The following is a 19,317-nucleotide window of genomic DNA, read 5'->3' as shown; positions in this document are numbered from 1 at the left end:
TAGAAGAAAAAATCTTTATAAAACGCTAATTTCTTTTGCTGTATTAAATGTTTTTTTTGATTGGTCGAAAGCTGTAGAAAAATAATTGGTTTTGTTTACCGCTGTAAAATATCCTGTTTGATTGCCAAAGGTGTTTGAGTTTCCGGTAATGATAAACCTAATTCCTTTTATATCAGTATTTTTAAGTTTGTTCATTTCTGCCGGTGTAAAATAATAGTAGGAAGTTGTTTTGCCATCTGCATATTCTTTTACATTTTTGTCAACACAGGCTATTACATCGGCGTTTGCCAAATCTACATAAACTCCTCCGGCAATTCGGGCCTTGTCGTTTGCTGTAGCAATTGTTAATTTTAAAATCCCCCCTTTTTCTGTTTTTGCAATCTGAACATTAGCTTCTCCTGTGTAGGCGTATTTTTCGCAGATAAAAGTATAATTTTGTGTTGCCGAAAAAGGTTTAGAGCCATTTACAATCATGGTTTCCTGAGCATTGACCAAAGTCGAAAGAAACAATAACACAAAAAGAGGGAATTTTAAATTCATAAGTTAATTTTATTAGTCTGTTATTTGAGATTCGAATTTTTCATCCCAATCCATTGATTTTATAGCAGAAACTAAATTATCTTCATTTACAAAAACACGCAATTCTTTGTTTGCCACTTTTTTGGTGTATAATGCATGATAGCGATAAATTGTTTCTTGTTTTGTTTTGTAAACACCATCCAATTTCAAATCAATAAAACTGCCATAATATTGTCGAAACTTTTGGCAGGTTTTTGTCAAACGCTCTTCTGTCGTGTTTTCCATTACAGATTGTGTGACTTCGGTTTCGTTAAAAGGTTTAAATTTAGATGTATTACAGGTTTCTAAAACCCGTTTACCTAAATCATACGCTTTTTGTTGTTGCGCCGAACTAATTTCGGTCGAAACAACTTTTTTAATTTTTAAATCTTCGGTGTCTCTGCTTATGGTTTTCGATTTACAACCAATTAGCAATAACAAACATATAATCAATCCTGCTTTCTTCATAACTATTTATGTTATTTTTAATAATAAGTTAGGGTCGGGACAGTTTTCTATATAAAAGTTTAAGTCGTTTATGTTACAAACTCCTGGATAATCACCGTAATAATTTTCAATATTATTTATAATCTGAAAATGCAAATGAGGCGCATAATCTCCATTAATTGTAGAATTTCCAAAGGTTGCCAAACGATCTCCTTTTTTAAAAACTGTCCCAACGGTAATGTTTTCTATACTTTCTAACGATAAATGTCCATATAAAGTATAAAATTTTTCATTTTCAACTTCATGTTCCAAAATAATAGTAGGACCATAATCACCAAAACCCTCATTATTTTTAAAACTGTGAATTTTACCATCAAGGGGAGCCAAAATGGATGTTCCAACTTTCCCCCATAAGTCCAAACCAATATGAATATTACGTTCGGGAAGATTTTCATTTTTAAAAATAGTACTTCTTTGATATAAGTTCCGTCCTTCTATATAACCGCCAAAAGCTATTTCGGCATTATTCTTTTTTAAATAATTGGCTATAAAATTTTCAAAATCAGCAGCAGTCAAAGGTTTACTTTCAACTAGTCCTTTGTTGGTAACTGATAAATCTAATGCTACATATTTTGAGAAATCTATACTTGAATCAATAACTTTAGTAGGCGGCAAGGATTTTAAAATAGAAACTAAGGTCTTCATAAAATAGCAAATTAGGCGACTTTTTCGATGATAATTAATTCGTTATGAACCTCCACACGAGGCAACATTTTTGAGGAAAACAATTTACTATTTATTTCTGAAATATACTTTCTATTTCTAACATTATGTGCTTCATCCAAAATCATGGTGTTAAAAAGGACAACTCCTTTGTTTTTTAATAATGAAAAAACACGGTTTGCAAAAAAACTTTCAAATAAAAAATTGGGCATTTTTATATCTTCAAAAACATCAATAATAATCAAGTCATATTTGTCTTTGGTTTTTAAAACAAATTCAAAAGCATCGTCGATAATAATTTCGAGTTGTTTGATTTGGTCAAGGTTAAAGTATTCATTGGCGATCTGAATCATATCAGGGTCAATTTCGACTCCGGTAATTTTACCTTTATATTCAATTTCGTCCACGAGAGTTTTTATAACACTTCCGCCGGCAACGCCCAACAACAAGATATGTTCCATCTTAAGAATGGTTTCATAACCAATATTTCGTAATCCGTACCTTAATATACGCTGCAGACTTCCATAAGAATAATTGGTGTTTTCAGAATCTAAAACTAATTCGCCATTTGCCCAGGTAACTTCGATCACTTTGCTTCTGGCTGATTTTTTTTTGAATATTTTTATTGGAATCAGATAACTGAATATTTTTTGAATCATTTTATTGCGCTTTAACTCAAATTTACCATTAAAATCTTTTAATTTGCACGAAATAATTGACTTTAATGAAGAAAAAATTATACAAGTTCCTTTTTTTTAAGCTAATGGGCTGGAAAATAGTGGGTATCGAAAATGCTGAAGTAAAAAAATGTGTCTTGATGGTTATGCCTCATACAAGTAATCATGATTTTTATTTGGGAGTTTTAACCCGCGGAATCTCAGGACTGCAAATGAACTGGGTAGGAAAGAAGGAATTGTTTACTTTTCCGTTTGGCTATTATTTTAAGTATATGGGCGGAGAACCTTTAGATCGCACCGGTGGTTTAAATAAGGTAGATTCTATCGCTGCTATTTTTTACAGAAAAGAAGTTTTTCGTCTTGCCGTTGCTCCGGAAGGAACCCGCAAAGGAGTGAAGGAAATTAAAACAGGATTTTACTATATTGCTCTTAAAGCAAATGTTCCCATTGTTCCGGTAACTTTTAACTGGGGGAAGAAAGAAGTGAATTTTGGAAAGCCTTTTCAGCCAACAGGAAATTATGAAGCTGATCTGGAAATTTTGAAATTACATTTTACAGGAGTCTTAGGAAAAATTCCTGAAAATGGCGTTCAGATCTAATTTCAGTTATTTTTTCACCTCCGTGAGAATCGCTTAAATGAAAAATATTTTTAAAAATTTTTAAATACGCGAAAAATTCAGATTATGGGTTATATACCTTAAATGTTCCGTTTTTATAAAAAAATACAATTTTTTCGATTTCCCCTTCTTCAGAATTTAGATTTGAGTTTTTAGATTCTGAAAAATATCTTTTTTCCTGACTTTCCTCTTTTTTATTCATTCCTGAAAATAAATCTTTCGAAACTTCATTTTCATTATATGGAATAGGGGCAGAAGGCTTTTCAGTTTCAACGGCATTTTCAGCTTTAGAATTTACAGTTTCTTCCTCATTTTTAGGAAAACTTCCTTTGCCATTTAAAATCCAATACAAATCAACATCCGGAAAAACATCCAAAATTTTAAGAACAAAATCAAGACTTGGTTTGTTTCTACCAGAAAGTAGGTGAGACATACTAGATCGCTGCACGCCAATTTTATCAGCAAAAGAAGAGGCGTTTAGTGCGTAATAATCGAGTATTATTTCAAGCCTTTTTACAAAATCATCGATGTTTACCATTGTAAATTACATATTTAAAAAATGATGTTTACAAATGTAACTATAATAAATTGAATAAGCAATTTTACAATAGTAAATCGGATAATTAAGATCAAAAAACACTCAAATTTACTATAAGTAACCATGCATAACTAATTGAAATACAACCTAATAGTGTGTTATATTATCAGAAGTAACAAATGTTAACTTCAAAATCTTAAATATCAATTTAAAAGGATTAAAAACTGTTTACATTTCTAAATAATTACAAATTCTTCATGTTTACAATTGTAAAAATAAAGATGTTTACTTTTGTAAACTAATCAAATTACAATGAATTTAGAAGAATTATTTAATCAATACAAAGAGCAGTCTATTGCGGGTCGTTATCTAACTTTAGATCATATCCAACCATTATTAGATAAACTAAATACTAATAATCAGGTCAAAATTATTGGACATTCGGTTTTAAATAAACCTATATATAGTTATGAAATTGGTAGTGGAGAAACTCGTATTTATTTATGGTCTCAAATGCATGGAAATGAAAACACGACAACCAAAGCGCTTTTTGACTTTATAAATGTATTAAACAGCAAATCGGATTTTGCCGACAAAATGTTAAAAACATTTACTTTTTACACTATTCCAATTCTAAATCCTGACGGTGCGGCGCTTTATACTCGTGAAAATGCCAATAAAATTGACTTAAACCGAGATTCACAGAATCTGACTCAGCCGGAGAGTATTATTTTAAGAAAAGTATTCGAAGATTTTAAACCTCATTATTGTTTTAATCTTCATGATCAGCGCACAATTTTTGGCGCAGGAGATAGTGGTAAACCGGCAACTGTTTCTTTTTTGGCACCATCTTATAACGAAGCTCGTGATATAAATGATAACAGATTAAAAGCCATAAACCTTATTGCAGGCCTTAATGATGTATTACAGGAGTATATTCCGGGGCAGGTGGGACGTTTTGATGATTCATTCAATATTAATTGTATTGGAGATACCTTTCAGTTCTTAGGAGTTCCAACTATTTTATTTGAAGCTGGTCATTTTCCGAACGATTATCAAAGAGAAATTACCCGAAAACTAATATTTTTCTCACTAATTTCGAGTTTTAAACTCCTTTCCGAAAACGATTTAGTTGACAATCGAATTAATGATTATTTGAATATTTCACAAAATAAAGTCGTTTTTTATGATTTTATGTATAAAAACATCAAAATAAATTATGATGGTATCGAAATTATTACGAATTTTGTCGCACAATACAAAGAAGAATTGATTGAAAATAAGATTCAGTTTAACGCTTACATAGTTGAAGTAGGCGACTTGGAAAATTATTTTGGTCATTATGAATATGATGCTCAAGGTGCAGATTATACAGATGACTTTAATAACATTCCGAAATTGAATCAAAAAGCAAATTTTTATTTAAATAAAAATGTTAAATTTGTTAACGGATTGACAAAAAGTTAATTTTTATGTGAATTTGTTATTTTTTATACATATTTTTATACTTTGTTATAGCAATTAGTAATATTAATTAAAGAATTATGAGTAAATTTCGTTTAGATGAAGTAGATCACCAGATTTTAGATATGTTAATAGACAATACGAGAGTTCCGTTTACTGACATTGCAAAAAAATTATTGATATCTGCTGGAACAGTACATGTTAGAGTAAAAAAAATGGAAGACGCAGGAATTATAATGGGATCTTCATTAGCCTTAGATTACGATAAATTAGGGTATTCATTTATTGCTTATGTAGGTGTGTTTCTTAATAATACCTCTCAAACTAAATTTGTATTAGAGCGAATAAACCAAATTCCTTTCGTAACTGTGGCTTCTGTAACTACCGGAAAATTCAATATTTTCTGTAAAATCAGAGCGAAAGATACGAAACACGCGAAGGAAGTTATTTTCATGATCGACGATATCGAAGGCGTTTACAGAACAGAAACAATGATTTCATTAGAAGAAAGTATAAACGATAAGAAGCGTTTGATGCATACTATATTTAAAAATATGTAATATTTTCTTGAATGCTATATTAAAATATAACCTCAAGTTTATTCTTGGGGTTTTTTTATGACCAATTAACCAACCAACTATAACACGATTATGTATACGTTACCCAAAATTGAGCGCTTTAATCAAGATGTTCTCTCAAAATACCACATTTATAATAGTGTTTTTATAACATTACCTTTTGATTCTATAGATAATACGGGAGTTTTACTTCCTTTATTTACAGAAACTTGCGAAACGGGCTTTAAAAAACAGGAAACACCAAAAGAGATTTTTGATTTCTTTTCTAATAAATTTTTAAATAACGCAACTGAGACTGAAAAAATCGATTTAATGTTTCGATTTATTCAATATATAGAACGTCAGATTGTGTTATTTGATGCCATTGAAGATGCTGCTTTTCCGGTTGTAAACAATATGGAAGGGCGTGGTTCTCTTCGTGATATCAAAGAAAAATCAGATGCAAAGGAAAAAGATGACGATCTTATTGAATTTCTTGAAAATTTCAATGTAAGAACGGTATTAACGGCGCATCCTACGCAATTTTATCCAGGTCCGGTACTTGGAATTATAAATGATTTAACCGAAGCAATTCGATTGAATAATCTATTGCAAATTAAACAATTACTGGCTCAGCTAGGAAAAACTCCATTTATTCAGAATGAAAAACCAAATCCTTACGATGAAGCGGTGAGTTTGATTTGGTATCTGGAGAATGTTTTCTATGCTACATCTGGAGAAATTGTACATTATTTACAGAAAAATATCCTTCACGGAAATGCTATTCAAAACCAATTAATCAAACTTGGTTTTTGGCCGGGAGGAGACCGCGACGGAAATCCTTTTGTGACAACCGAAATTACTTTGAAAGTTGCTGAACGTTTGCGTACTTCGATTTTGAAGTGTTATTATGTTGAAATGAGAAGTTTAAAAAGAAAGCTAACTTTCTCAGGGGTAGATACTTTAGTGTCAGATCTTGAACAAAAGCTTTATCGTTCTGTTTTTTATTCAAAAGGAGAAATCTACATTACTTTAGACGAATTATTATCTCAGCTTAATGCAATTCGAAACATTATTATTGAAAAACACCAATCATTGTATTTAGATGAATTGGATGCATTTTTAGTAAAAATCAATTTATTCGGCTTCCATTTTGCGACTTTGGATATTCGTCAGAATAGTAAGATTCACAACGCCGTATTCAAAGATGTTGTAAATTATTATTTGAATTCTGGTTCGAAAATTTTCCCTGAAAACTATTATGAATTATCCGAAGAAGAAAAACTGGTTGTTTTATCAAAAGTAAAAGGAGAATTGAATCCTGAACATTTTGAAGATGAAATTACCAGATCTACTTTAGAATCTGTTCAGGCTATAAAAACGATTCAGCAAAATAATGGAGAATTTGGTGCTAACCGTTATATTATTAGTAATAACGAAAGTGCGCTGAATGTTATGGAAACTTTTGCCATGATTCGTTTGAACAATTGGGAAGATCCTACCGTTGATATTATTCCGCTTTTTGAATCAGTTGATGATTTACAGAATGCACATGAAATAATGGAGCAGTTGTATACAAATCCTGAATATTCTAAACATCTGCAAGCGAGAGGCAATAAACAAACTATTATGCTTGGTTTCTCTGACGGAACTAAAGATGGTGGTTATTTAATGGCAAACTGGAGTATTTACCAGGCTAAAATTGCATTGACGGAAATTTCAAGAAAATATGGTATTAAGGCTATTTTCTTTGATGGCCGTGGCGGACCTCCTGCTCGTGGTGGTGGAAAAACACATAAATTTTATGCGTCTTTAGGACCAAAAATTGAAAATAACGAAATTCAGATTACAGTTCAGGGACAAACGATTAGTTCAAATTTCGGAACTCTGGATTCTTGCCGTTATAACATCGAAAACTTATTGAGTGCCGGTGTGACGAATCAGGTTTTCAGCAAAGAGAAAAACGAGTTAACTGCTACAGAAACTGAGATTTTAACACAATTGGCTGGTTTAGGATATGATAAATACCTAAGTTTTAAAAATCATCCAAAGTTTATTCCGTATTTAGAAAAGATGAGTACGTTAAAATATTATTCTAAAACAAATATTGGAAGCCGTCCTTCTAAAAGAAGTAAATCTGAACAATTGGATTTTGCTGATTTAAGAGCAATTCCTTTTGTAGGTTCTTGGAGTCAATTGAAACAAAATGTACCGGGATTTTTTGGAGTAGGAACTGCGTTGAAATATTTTGAAGACAATAATCAATGGGATAAAGTAAGTGATTTGTATCATAATTCATTATTCTTTAGAACATTGCTTGAAAATAGTATGATGTCATTGGCAAAATCATTTTTTCCTCTAACAGCTTACATGAAAAAAGACCCTGAATTTGGTGAATTCTGGCAAATTATTTACGACGAGTTTCTAGAAACAAAACGTCTTTTGCTTAAAATTGCAGGTCATAAAACATTGATGGAAAATTATCCTGATGGTATAGCTTCTATTCAAATAAGAGAACGTATCGTTATGCCATTGTTGACAATACAGCAATATGCTTTGTTGAGAATTAATGAGCTAAACAAAGAAAATGGCAATAATGAAGAGTTGATTAAAGTTTATGAAAAAATCGTAACAAGATCTCTTTTCGGAAATACAAATGCGAGTAGAAACTCAGCCTAAGACTAGAATTTTAATTTATTTTATAACAAAAAGTAATAGAAATGAATTCAAACCAATTATTAGAAAATGAATATTCAGGTGGTTTTGCAACGTATATTCGTGAAGCCGGAGATGTAAACCTAATAGAAGAATTAGAGATTTCTTTGCATGATTTTATCCGGTTTGTTCAAAATATCCCGATGGATAAATTTGATTATCGTTACGCAGAAGGAAAATGGACAATTAAAGATATTATTCAGCATCTAATAGATTGCGAGCGTATTTTTGCTTATCGTGCTTTACGTTTTTCAAGAAACGACAAAACTGCTTTGGCAAGTTTTGAAGAAGATGATTATGCAAACAATACCAATGCAAATGGGAGAAGTATTCAGGATTTACTAACAGAATTATCTGCGTTAAGACATTCAAATTTATTGTTTTACAAGAGTTTATCTGAAGAACAACTTAAACGAATCGGAACTGCTTCTAATATTCAGATTTCTGTTCGTGCTTTAGGTTTTGTAATTATTGGTCATCAAAAACATCATCAAAAAGTTTTCGAAGAAAGGTATTTATAGTATTAAATATTTAGCATAAAAAAAATCCTATGAAATTATATTTCACAGGATTTTTTGTTTTATAAAAGACTATTTATTTCTCTCCACAATAGCGAGACCAAAACGAATTTTATCATAAGATAATTTTTCTTCAAAGTGATCATAATATGGCTTTAATGCTGTTGGATATTCAAGTTCAACTTGTGCCTTGTGTAATTGCTGAACTTCGCTATCTGTAACAAATGAACTTAAATCTATATCTTCTCCATCTACATATAGTTTTGCCAAATGCGACACAATCGTTGTTTGCCCTAAATTTCGTTTTCCTGCAATTTCTTCAACGCTGTTTCCGTTTTTGAAAAGTTCTAAAGTTGTTTTATAAGTGTTGCCTTCTTTTTTAGCTTTAGTGTTTGCTTTTTTTACTTTTTCATAATAAACAATTGCATCTATAAATTCTGAGCCATATTTTTCAAGTTTAGCCTTACCAACACCATCAATGGCAAGAAATTCTTCATCGCTCATTGGGCGCAAAATTTCCATTTGTCTTAATACAGCATCACTAAAAATTACATAAGCAGGAACTTCTTCGTCCTTTGCAATTTCGTAGCGTAATTTTCGAAGTATTTCAAAAAGTGAATTTTTAGCAGTTTTAGCTTTTGTTTCTTTGATTTCGTTTTTATCAATTACTTTTTTAACAACCGTCGTCAATTTTACTTTTTCACCTTCAAATAAAACTTTTTTGGCAAAAGGAGTAAGCAAAATTTTATTGTGCTGATGAAAGGCAATTTCAAGGTATCCCAGATTAATCAACTGAATAAGGTACTGATTCCAGTCATACCACGAAATGTCAGCGCCAATTCCGTACGTTTTTAAGCTCTGATAATTTTTTTCGTAGATATATGCGTTTTTCGAGCCTCTTAAAAAGTCTACAATTACTGCCAAAGGCTCAGATTCCTGCAAACGAGTAATGGCCGATAATGCTTTTTGAGCCAAAATAGTCCCGTCAAAAAATACGGGTGGTTTTTTACAAATGTCACAATTACCACAATTTTCATTAACCAATTCACCAAAATAGGAAAGTAAAATTTTTCTTCTGCAGCTTAAAGCATCTGCATATTGTTTCATTCTCTCCAGTTTTGCCAGCTGAACATCAGAATTTAATCCTTCTGAAGCAAATTTCTGAAGTTGGATTACATCGGCATAACTTTCAAATAAAACTGTTTCTGCCGGCAGTCCGTCACGACCGGCACGGCCAATTTCCTGATAATAGCCTTCAATATTTTTAGGCAAATTATAATGAATAACCCAGCGCACATTCGATTTATCAATTCCCATTCCAAAAGCAATCGTTGCGCAAACAACCTGACAATCATCATTAATAAACTCATCTTGTGTTTGTGCACGAACTTTATTATCCAGACCCGCATGATATGCTTTTGCCGTAATTCCTTTATTTCGCAGTTTCTCGGCAAGTTCTTCTGTAGTTTTTCGGCTCAGACAATAAATAATTCCGCATTCATTGGGTTTGCTTTCTACAAAATCAATAATTTGTTTAACACGATCTAATGCAGGACGAACTTCAAGGCTTAAGTTTTTTCTGTCAAAGGATGCGACAAAAGTTTTCGGATTTCTTAATTTTAGTTGTTTTGTAATATCAGTACGCGTCGCTTTATCTGCAGTAGCTGTCAAAGCCAACACTGGAGTAGAAGGGAAGCGGCTTTTTAAATATCCTAAATTAGTATATGCCGGTCTAAAATCATGTCCCCAGGATGAAATACAATGCGCTTCATCTATAGCAATTAAACTGATTGTCAATTCGTTAAAAACAACATCTAAATAGGATAAACTTTCCGGAGCAATATAAACAAGCTTAAAAGTATTCGATTTTAAATTCTCTATATAAAATTGTTGCTCTTCGCTGGATTGGCTGCTATTTATATAACAAGCTGAAATTCCGTTGGTCTTTAAACTATCTACCTGGTCCTTCATTAAGGCAATTAAAGGAGAAATTACAATTGTAATTCCTGGTAAAACCAAAGCCGGTAATTGAAAACAAATCGATTTTCCGCCACCTGTTGGCATAATAGCCAAAGTATCCTGACCCGAAAGAATAGTGTTGATTATGGTTTCCTGATTAGGTCTGAATTTTTCAAAACCAAAATTTTCTTTTAGTTTGGCGTGTAATATATCTGAATTCATTGGGCTTTTATTTGCGAAAGTAAATATATTAAAGAAATTATAAATATAAGATTTTACTTATAAAAAAAATACATGATTTTAGTATTCAAAATAAAAAAGGAACTCCGTATAGAGTTCCTTTACTTTATTTTGAAGGAGATAAATTAATCTTCGTCGTCTTCATCATCGTCATCAGCGATATCATCTGGGTCTCTGTCATCGTCGTCGTCGTCATCTCCGCCATCTGTATCTGGTTTGTCTACTGCATCGTCATCATCGTCGTCATCAATATCATCGTCAAGATCAAGACCTTTTACTGGTTCGATTGTATCAACATCAACGTCAATATCATCGTCTTCATCGTAATTCTCAATTCTGTCAGCAAGTTTAGTACTAATTTTTACTAAATAAATAGTGTCTTCAGTACGTACTTCAACAGCTTCGATCAATTCGTTTTTAGCATTTCTAAAACGGATAACATCCGAATCATCATAACCATCAGGAAATTTTTCTACCAAAAGGTTTAAAATTTCATTGGTAAGTTTAGCGTAGTCTACTATAACTCTTTTCATAAATATCCTATAAATCTAATAAGTAAGCAAAAATTAATGGAGCAACAATTGTAGCATCCGACTCAATAATAAATTTAGGGGTTTTAATATCTAATTTACCCCAAGTGATTTTCTCGTTTGGAACTGCTCCGGAATAAGATCCGTAACTAGTTGTTGAATCTGAAATTTGGCAGAAATAAGACCAAAACGGTATATCATGCATTTCCATATCCTGGTACAACATTGGAACAACACAAATAGGAAAATCTCCTGCAATACCACCACCAATTTGAAAAAATCCAATTCCGTTAGTACTATTTTTTGGATACCAATCAGCAAGGAATGTCATATATTCAATTCCGGATTTCATGGTAGAAGCTTTCAAATCTCCTTTGATTACGTAAGAAGCGAAGATATTTCCCATTGTACTATCTTCCCAACCCGGAACAATAATAGGTAAATTTTTCTCAGCCGCTGCGTACATCCAGCTATCTTTTAAATCTATTTCGTAATATTCTTCTAAAACACCTGATAATAGCATTTTATACATGAATTCATGCGGAAAATAGCGTTCACCTTTATCATCAGCATCTTTCCAGATTTTATAAATGTGTTTTTGCAAACGACGAAACGCTTCATGCTCAGGGATACAAGTGTCTGTAACACGATTTAATCCTCTTTCAAGCAAAGCCCATTCGTCTTCTGGTGTCAAATCACGATAGTTAGGCACTCTTTCGTAATGAGAGTGTGCCACCAAATTCATGATGTCTTCTTCTAGATTGGCTCCGGTACAAGAAATAATCTGTACTTTATCTTGTCTAATTATTTCGGCAAAAATTTTACCAATTTCTGCTGTACTCATAGCGCCAGCCATACTTACCATCATTTTAGCACCGTTTGCTAATTGTTGTTCGTATGCTTTTGCAGCATCCACAAGAGAAGCAGAGTTAAAGTGTAAATAATGTTTTTCAATAAACTGACTGATAGGTCCTTTCATTTTTTTTTGTTTTTTTGTTTTTTTTTTGAATTAAAAGTTTGACCTTTTACATGATACTGCAAATTAACAATTTTATACATATTAACATTTAATTTGCAGGTTTTTTTTTATATTTTTTTTGTGTATCCTAAAATTTTCAATACATCGTCAGAAGTTTGTTGTTCTGAGAAAACTTCGGTAGCTAAAATTCCGTTTTCGTCACGATCTATTAAAATATGTTTAGGCTGCGGAATCAAACAGTGGTGTAAACCTCCATATCCTCCAATAGTTTCCTGATACGCACCAGTATTAAAGAAACCAATATATAATGGTTTTTCTTTGTTGTATTTAGGCAAATAAATAGCGTTCATATTTTGTTCTGAATTGTAATAATCGTCACTATCACAAGTCAATCCTCCTAATAAAACCCGCTCGTAAGTATCATTCCAACGATTAACCGCCAGCATGATAAAACGTTTGTTTATAGCCCAAGTATCCGGCAAAGTAGTAATGAATGACGAATCAATCATATTCCATTTTTCTCTATCATTTTGTTGTTTTTGATACAAAATCTGATAGATAGCACCACCGCTTTCACCTACAGTAAACGAACCAAATTCTGTAAAAATATTTGGAACATCAACTTCAGCTTCATCACAAGCGATTTTAATTTGATTGATAATTTCATCAATCATATATTGATAATCATATTCAAATGCAAGTGAATTTTTAATTGGGAAACCGCCTCCAATGTTTAATCCGTCCAGAGTAGGGCATTCCTTTTTAAGCGCAATGTATACTTTAATACATTTTACTAACTCATTCCAGTAATATGCTGTATCATTTATTCCGGTATTAATAAAAAAGTGAAGCATTTTAAGCTCTAACTTTTCATTTTCCTGAATTTGTTTCTTGTAAAATGAGACAATGTTTTTATATCCAATTCCTAATCTTGAAGTATAAAACTCAAATTTAGGCTCTTCTTCAGCTGCAATACGAATTCCAATTTTGAATTTTCCTTTGATTTCTCCCTGAAGCAAATCAAGTTCTTCATAGTTGTCAATGATCGGAATAGTATTTTTATGTCCGTTATTGATTAATCTTGCAATATTACTGATATATTCATCTCTTTTAAAACCATTGCAAATAACATAAGTACTTTTGTTGATTTTACCATTTTCTAACAAATTCTCAACAATATTAACATCAAATGCTGATGATGTTTCAATATGAATATTGTTTTTAAAAGCTTCATTCATAATGTATTCAAAATGAGAGCTTTTTGTACAATAACAATAGTAATATTTTGCTTCGTACTTATTTTTTTCCATTGATTTTCTGAACCAGGCTTTTGCCTTATTGATATTTTCAGAAATTTGAGGTAAATAAGTAAACTTTAATGGCGTACCATACTGCTCAACTAATTTCATCAAATCGATATTGTGAAATTGTAAGTTGTCTTTGTTTAGTTTGAATTCCTCTTGTGGAAAATAGTAAGTTTGATTTATTAGGTCAGAATATTTTGTATTCATTTATTTTTCAATATTTTAGGATTGTAATTTTTTAATTTAAGATACGATAATAATCTTAAATTCAAACCCTGATATTGGCAAATATAATTTGCAGTTTTTCGTGTTCTGCTTTTGAGCATGAGAAAACATCAAAACAAAACGGACTTTTACTATTATAAAAACGGTTCAACATCCTTAGTAAAGAACTATTGAGTCGGTTTCTATAAGAACTAAAATTTCTCTGTTTATTGTTTGTTTTCATCGTGGCAAATGTAAAAAATAATATATACCTAATGCAATGGTTTTAATTAAAAAAAGTTTAAGATTTATAATCTTGAAACGCATTCAGAATCAATTTATTTTCAACGGATTGGTTAATTTTTATTTTTCCGATTCCTTCAATAAGTGCAAATTGAATCAATCCGTACTCATTTTTTTTATCATGAATAAGTAATTCTAAGATAGGATCGATGTCATTTTCTTCAAACACTACATGATCATAAATGTTTTTAATTGCGTTTTTGATTTCAGTATATTCTGCTTCTGTAATTAAATTTTTCTGCCATGAAATATAACTTTCCAGAATCATTCCAACAGCAATTGCTTCACCGTGTAATAATGTTTTTTTAGTTTCACTTTCCAGAAAATAACTTTCTATGGCATGACCTAAAGTATGCCCAAAATTTAAGGCTTTACGGATGTTTTTTTCTGTTGGATCCTGTATTACAATTTCATTTTTGATTTCTACAGAACGATAAATTAATTCATCAAAATCAGCATAATCAATAGATTTTAAATCTAAAAATTGTTTCCAGTATGGTGCATCGTAGATTAAACCGTGTTTGAGCATTTCTGCCAAACCAGAGCGCATTTCACTTTGCGATAAAGTTTCAAGGTAATTTGTATCAATCAAAACCATTTGAGGTACATTAATAACTCCAATTTGGTTTTTAAGATTTCCTAAGTCAACGCCTGTTTTTCCTCCAACAGAAGCATCAACCATTGATAATAAGGTAGTAGGGATATTAATAAAATCAACTCCGCGTTTAAAAGTCGAAGCTACAAATCCGCCTAAATCTGTGACAACGCCGCCGCCAAGATTAATTACAAGAGATTTTCTATCAGCACCAAGCTCAGTTAAAACGTTCCAGATTTCAATACAAGTTTCAATATTTTTATTAACCTCGCCAGATTCAAATTCAATTATTTCGATCGTTAAATCGGTTTCAAGTAAAGGCAAAAATTTCGGCAAACAATGTTCATTTGTCTCATTATCAACTATAATAAACAAATTTGAATATTTATTGTCTTTTAAATGTGTATTTAAAGCTTTATATGCATTTTGGTTGAAATGCACTAAATAATTATTGGCTTGAATAGATTGCATATTTCTTTGGTTAATTGAAACCACAAAATAAGGCATTTTTAACTAAATAATGTCCAAACTTTTTCTATAATTTAAACAAAATAATCTCTAAAAAGAATCAATATAGATAGCATAAAACTTGAATTTGCACGTGTATTAGTACAGATTAAGTTTATCATTTACAATTTTGAACTATTAGCTGTTTTGCATCGGGAAAGTTTTTAGAATTGGACAAATTAAAATACTGACAGGCATTTTCTTTGTCATTAAGCTTTAAGTAACAATTCCCTATAAAAAATTCTGTTCTTCCTGAATTAAATTTTTTGTGTTTTAATGCATTCAGAAAATAAGATAGTGATTGTTTATAATTTGCTTTATTATAATAATAGAAAGCCATATTTTGCATTACTTCAGCATTTTGAGGATCTAGCTTAAGAGCTTTCATATAAAAACTTAATTCTTTATCCGAATTATCTTTATCTACAAGAGCTCGTCCTTCTTTAATATAATTACTAACCAAAATGCCATTTTTTTGCTTTGTCAAAATACTATCTCCAGGAAATTCTTTTAGTCCAAGGTCTATAAAATTTAGTATTTTATTACTGTCATAATTTGCTTTTTGAAGCTCTTCTGCCGCTATTTGCCAGGCTTGAGGAATTTTTCTGTATTGAGTAATCAATTTATGCTCTTTTAATATTTCCTGTGTATCCTTTTTTGAACGGGCAAATTGTGCTGACATTTTAAAGAAGTTTAAATTTCTTGGACGCAAATAAAATGCTTCTTTGGCATAAATATAGGCGCTGTCTCTGTTTTCTTTTGCATTAGAAATAAGCATTTTATAAAAATCTATACGCCCAAAATGCGGGTTTATTTTATCTGCTTTAGAGAGATACTTCAAAGCCTCGTCATATTTTTTTTCATTCATATAATAAATCCCGGCATATTCATAAAATGATTCAGCAGTACTAAGTGTTGTTTTGAATTTAGGTAATTCTTTAATTAATTCATCTCCGGTAAGATCACTATTTATAAAAGAATTTTTATTGTCCTTTTGTATTACATATTCTAAGTTTGACGCTTTATATCCTAAAAATGTGAAATAAGTTGTAACAACACTAATCAGAAGCAAAGCCAAATAAATTTTATTTTTGCCTGAATGATATTCGAAGTTCTTTATTTCTGGTGTGTTTACTAGTGTTAAAACCAATAATAAGCATAGAAAAATCAGCATTGTAGGTCTAAACATTGGAAAATTCAAAAGCGAGTCCATTACATACACTACGGTTAGCATCAATACTAAAATGGCAATTGTTTTTGTCTCGATATCCTCTGCTTTTAAAATTCGTTTTGCGTTTACAAAAAAAATAAATGCAAAAATGGAAATATAAAGCAACCCATTAATAATTCCTGTTTCAGAAGTGATTTCTAAAAAATCATTATGAGAATGAAGGGAGATAGACGAATCATCCATTTGAGTTTTCTCATAAGGAATAGATTCTACTTTATAATTTCCTAAACCAACGCCGTTTATTGGGTGTTTTTCAATTAATTGCAGCGTATTATTCCAAAACAATAGCCTAAGGTTTGCTGAAGCATCTGAAGTATTAATTTGTTTTATTCTGTTATTTATAGAAGTATAACGATCATTATTTTCAGATTTTTTAAAAATAGCATTTGTTATTCCGATAGAGAATATAACCGGAATTATAAATGTAAGACAACTGTAAAATGATGATTTATTAAAAGAATATGTTTTAAAATAATAAATGACATACAGAATATAAATTAAAATAATACTAAGAAGTGCTGTTCTTGCGCCCGTTAAAAATATAGTAGTTGTTGCAAATAAAAGGGTAATTACTAAAAAGATTCTTTTAAGCCCCAAAAAATGTGTTATCCCAATTAGCAAGAAGGGTAGCTTAATCATTAAACTTGCTGCCAAAATATTGATATTTCCTGCTCTTTCAGCCATTAAGCCAAGTGCAGTTACTATCGTGGTTTGATTTGCTTTTTGCTTTAAGTAATAAAGCTCTAAAACAGATTGAAAAAAAGCGGCAATGCCAATTATGAGGATGATTTTAGGGAGTAGTTCTCGTTTATTTTTTAAAAGGATTGTCAAATTTATAAGGAGACAAAAGGCAATTATCAATTCTATGAATTTTTCTATTACCAAAGTCGTGTTTTTTGCTGCAAGAACTGATAATCCGCAAAGAATTATAAATGTAAAATAGGCCCAAAACAAATAAGATCTTTTAATGGAAGAAATAACATCTGTTGTTATTTCTTTTACATTGAAATACAAATAAACAGACATTACGAAATTTAATATCGACAGATATAAAAATTGAGGATAAAGTATATCTATAGTTTTAGAATGGGGTAAAAAATCAATTAATAAAATTGCTCCTATAAAGAGTAACACAATATAATTTGGAACTAATGAACCTTTGTTTAGAATTGATTTTAGATTGATACTTTTTTCCATCGTAATAAATTTTCACAAAGATACATTTATAAATAAAAACTTACATTTTATTTTCTAAAAAATATCTTACAACAATAAAATAATAATAATTTGAAGTAATCAATTTATTAATCATGCTCAATGCATTGAAAATTTGCATTAAATTAATTATCTAAGTTTTAATTGAGTTTTAACATAACTAAAACCAAAAAAACACCTCTATAACTGAACAATAATCAAAACTCTATCTATATTTGCACAAAAAATAAACTTAATGGAAAAAATATTCGACAACACCCAAGTTGCATTTTCGTTGAAAAGTGATACAGAACTCGATAGAGCTTATTTTCTTTTTAAAATGATTGACAGTCAGCCTTTAGTTAGGATAGGAACTGCTGTTACCAATTTTGCTATAAAAGCAAATCTTCCGGTAGAAGGATTAATCCGTGCAACTGTTTTTGACCATTTTTGTGGTGGTGTAAACGAAAACGATTGTATTACAGTGGTAGACAAAATGTTTACAAAAGGCGTTTCGTCTGTTTTAGATTATTCAGTTGAAGGAAAAGAAGAAGAAGAGCAATTTGATGCTGCTTTGCAAATGACTTTAAAAACTATTGAATTTGCTAAAGAACGTTTAGCAATTCCGTTTGCAGTTTTTAAACCAACAGGTTTTGGTCGTTTTGAATTGTATGAAAAATTAGGAGAAAAACAAACACTAACTACTGCAGAACAAGCGGAATGGGATAGAGTAGTAGCGCGTTTTGATCATGTTTGCAGCGAAGCACATAAAAAAGATGTTGCTTTATTGATTGATGGTGAAGAAAGCTGGATGCAGGATGCTGCCGATGATTTGGTTACCGATATGATGCGTAAATATAATAAAGACAAAGCAATCGTTTTTAATACCTTACAAATGTACCGTTGGGATCGTTTGGATTATTTGAAAAAATTACATGAAGTTGCCAAAAACGAAGGATTTTTTATTGGAATGAAATTGGTTCGCGGTGCTTACATGGAAAAAGAAAACAAAAGAGCTGAAGAGAAAAATTATGTTTCTCCAATTTGTATTTCGAAAGAAGCAACAGATGTTAATTATGATGCTGCTGTGCATTATATGTTAGACCATTTAGAAACAATGTCAATTTTTGCAGGAACTCACAACGAATTGAGTTCTTATAAATTGATGGAAATGATGCAGGAAAAAGGTGTTGCCAAAAACGATAACAGAATCTGGTTTGGGCAATTGTACGGAATGAGTGATAATATCAGCTATAATTTGGCCGAAAATGGTTATAACGTAGCAAAATATCTTCCGTTTGGACCTGTAAAAGATGTTATGCCCTATTTAATTCGTCGTGCTGAAGAAAACACTTCAGTTGCTGGGCAAACAAGCCGCGAATTATCTATGATTAAAGCAGAACGTAATAGAAGAAAAGGAAAATAATATTTCTGAATTTTAGATTTTAGTCCCGAAG

At 31.0% G+C, this 19,317-nt stretch carries 17 protein-coding genes; 6 read left to right on the top strand and 11 right to left on the bottom strand.

The annotated features are described in order from the left end of the window. Positions 1–15: 15 nt before the first annotated feature. The 4 genes from AC4FQ3_RS03310 to AC4FQ3_RS03295 are packed head-to-tail and all read right to left on the bottom strand — an operon-like array spanning position 16 to position 2,387. On the bottom strand, positions 16–540 hold the full coding sequence (locus AC4FQ3_RS03310) for a hypothetical protein (protein WP_491180851.1): 525 nt from the start codon (positions 538–540) through the stop codon (positions 16–18). Between the two features lie 12 nt (positions 541–552). Further along, a complete protein-coding gene (locus AC4FQ3_RS03305; protein ID WP_491180850.1) occupies positions 553–1,026 on the bottom strand; it encodes a hypothetical protein in 474 nt (157 codons plus the stop codon). 6 nt (positions 1,027–1,032) lie between these two features. Next, positions 1,033–1,710: a peptidoglycan DD-metalloendopeptidase family protein gene (locus AC4FQ3_RS03300; RefSeq protein WP_491180849.1), complete on the bottom strand. Its 678-nt coding sequence runs from the start codon at positions 1,708–1,710 to the stop codon at positions 1,033–1,035. A gap of 11 nt (positions 1,711–1,721) precedes the next feature. Then, positions 1,722–2,387, bottom strand: a complete 666-nt coding sequence (locus tag AC4FQ3_RS03295) for a spermidine synthase (protein WP_491180848.1) — start codon at positions 2,385–2,387, stop codon at positions 1,722–1,724. Between the two features lie 65 nt (positions 2,388–2,452). On the opposite strand from AC4FQ3_RS03295, the gene AC4FQ3_RS03290 reads away from it, so the two are divergent. Beyond that, on the top strand, positions 2,453–3,004 hold the full coding sequence (locus AC4FQ3_RS03290) for a 1-acyl-sn-glycerol-3-phosphate acyltransferase (RefSeq protein WP_491180847.1): 552 nt from the start codon (positions 2,453–2,455) through the stop codon (positions 3,002–3,004). Positions 3,005–3,086: 82 nt separating this feature from the next. Here the strand turns inward: AC4FQ3_RS03290 and AC4FQ3_RS03285 are convergent, their stop codons facing one another. Then, positions 3,087–3,560, bottom strand: a complete 474-nt coding sequence (locus AC4FQ3_RS03285; protein WP_491180846.1) for a helix-turn-helix transcriptional regulator — start codon at positions 3,558–3,560, stop codon at positions 3,087–3,089. A 312-nt stretch (positions 3,561–3,872) separates the two neighbouring features. Between AC4FQ3_RS03285 and AC4FQ3_RS03280 the strand changes: the two genes are divergently transcribed. The 4 genes from AC4FQ3_RS03280 (at position 3,873) to AC4FQ3_RS03265 (ending at position 8,817) form a co-directional block, all read left to right on the top strand. Further along, positions 3,873–5,027: a M14 family metallopeptidase gene (locus AC4FQ3_RS03280; protein WP_491180845.1), complete on the top strand. Its 1,155-nt coding sequence runs from the start codon at positions 3,873–3,875 to the stop codon at positions 5,025–5,027. 77 nt (positions 5,028–5,104) lie between these two features. Further along, on the top strand, positions 5,105–5,584 hold the full coding sequence (locus AC4FQ3_RS03275) for an Lrp/AsnC family transcriptional regulator (protein WP_007805990.1): 480 nt from the start codon (positions 5,105–5,107) through the stop codon (positions 5,582–5,584). A gap of 90 nt (positions 5,585–5,674) precedes the next feature. Next, positions 5,675–8,260: a phosphoenolpyruvate carboxylase gene (locus AC4FQ3_RS03270; protein ID WP_491180844.1), complete on the top strand. Its 2,586-nt coding sequence runs from the start codon at positions 5,675–5,677 to the stop codon at positions 8,258–8,260. Between the two features lie 41 nt (positions 8,261–8,301). Then, complete coding sequence (locus tag AC4FQ3_RS03265; RefSeq protein WP_042566947.1) at positions 8,302–8,817, top strand: DinB family protein; 516 nt, start codon at positions 8,302–8,304, stop codon at positions 8,815–8,817. Between the two features lie 69 nt (positions 8,818–8,886). Here AC4FQ3_RS03265 and recQ read toward each other — a convergent pair whose 3' ends face one another. The 6 genes from recQ to AC4FQ3_RS03235 all read right to left on the bottom strand — a co-directional run bounded on the left by recQ (position 8,887) and on the right by AC4FQ3_RS03235 (position 17,863). Further along, positions 8,887–10,995, bottom strand: coding sequence for a DNA helicase RecQ (recQ, locus tag AC4FQ3_RS03260; protein ID WP_491180843.1), 2,109 nt, complete (start codon positions 10,993–10,995; stop codon positions 8,887–8,889). A 143-nt stretch (positions 10,996–11,138) separates the two neighbouring features. Beyond that, positions 11,139–11,546 (bottom strand): DNA primase, encoded by a 408-nt coding sequence (locus AC4FQ3_RS03255; RefSeq protein WP_463461005.1) that lies wholly within the window; start codon positions 11,544–11,546, stop codon positions 11,139–11,141. Positions 11,547–11,553: 7 nt separating this feature from the next. Continuing rightward, positions 11,554–12,522: a deoxyhypusine synthase family protein gene (locus AC4FQ3_RS03250; protein ID WP_007811609.1), complete on the bottom strand. Its 969-nt coding sequence runs from the start codon at positions 12,520–12,522 to the stop codon at positions 11,554–11,556. A 107-nt stretch (positions 12,523–12,629) separates the two neighbouring features. Then, a complete protein-coding gene (locus AC4FQ3_RS03245) occupies positions 12,630–14,033 on the bottom strand; it encodes a type III PLP-dependent enzyme domain-containing protein (protein WP_042566950.1) in 1,404 nt (467 codons plus the stop codon). A 298-nt stretch (positions 14,034–14,331) separates the two neighbouring features. Beyond that, the gene (gene aroB, locus AC4FQ3_RS03240; RefSeq protein WP_491180842.1) at positions 14,332–15,399 is read right to left on the bottom strand and encodes a 3-dehydroquinate synthase; all 1,068 of its coding nucleotides are present in this window, start codon (positions 15,397–15,399) and stop codon (positions 14,332–14,334) included. A gap of 154 nt (positions 15,400–15,553) precedes the next feature. Next, entirely contained in the window at positions 15,554–17,863 is a 2,310-nt protein-coding gene (locus AC4FQ3_RS03235; RefSeq protein ID WP_491180841.1) for an O-antigen ligase family protein, read from the bottom strand. A 253-nt stretch (positions 17,864–18,116) separates the two neighbouring features. Between AC4FQ3_RS03235 and AC4FQ3_RS03230 the strand changes: the two genes are divergently transcribed. Then, entirely contained in the window at positions 18,117–19,286 is a 1,170-nt protein-coding gene (locus tag AC4FQ3_RS03230) for a proline dehydrogenase family protein (protein WP_491180840.1), read from the top strand. Positions 19,287–19,317: the final 31 nt, after the last annotated feature.

The sequence above is a fragment of the Flavobacterium sp. AK-345 genome (assembly GCF_058310175.1).
The sequence above is the reverse complement of the archived record's forward strand: the minus strand, read 5'-3'. Positions and strand labels throughout refer to the sequence as shown.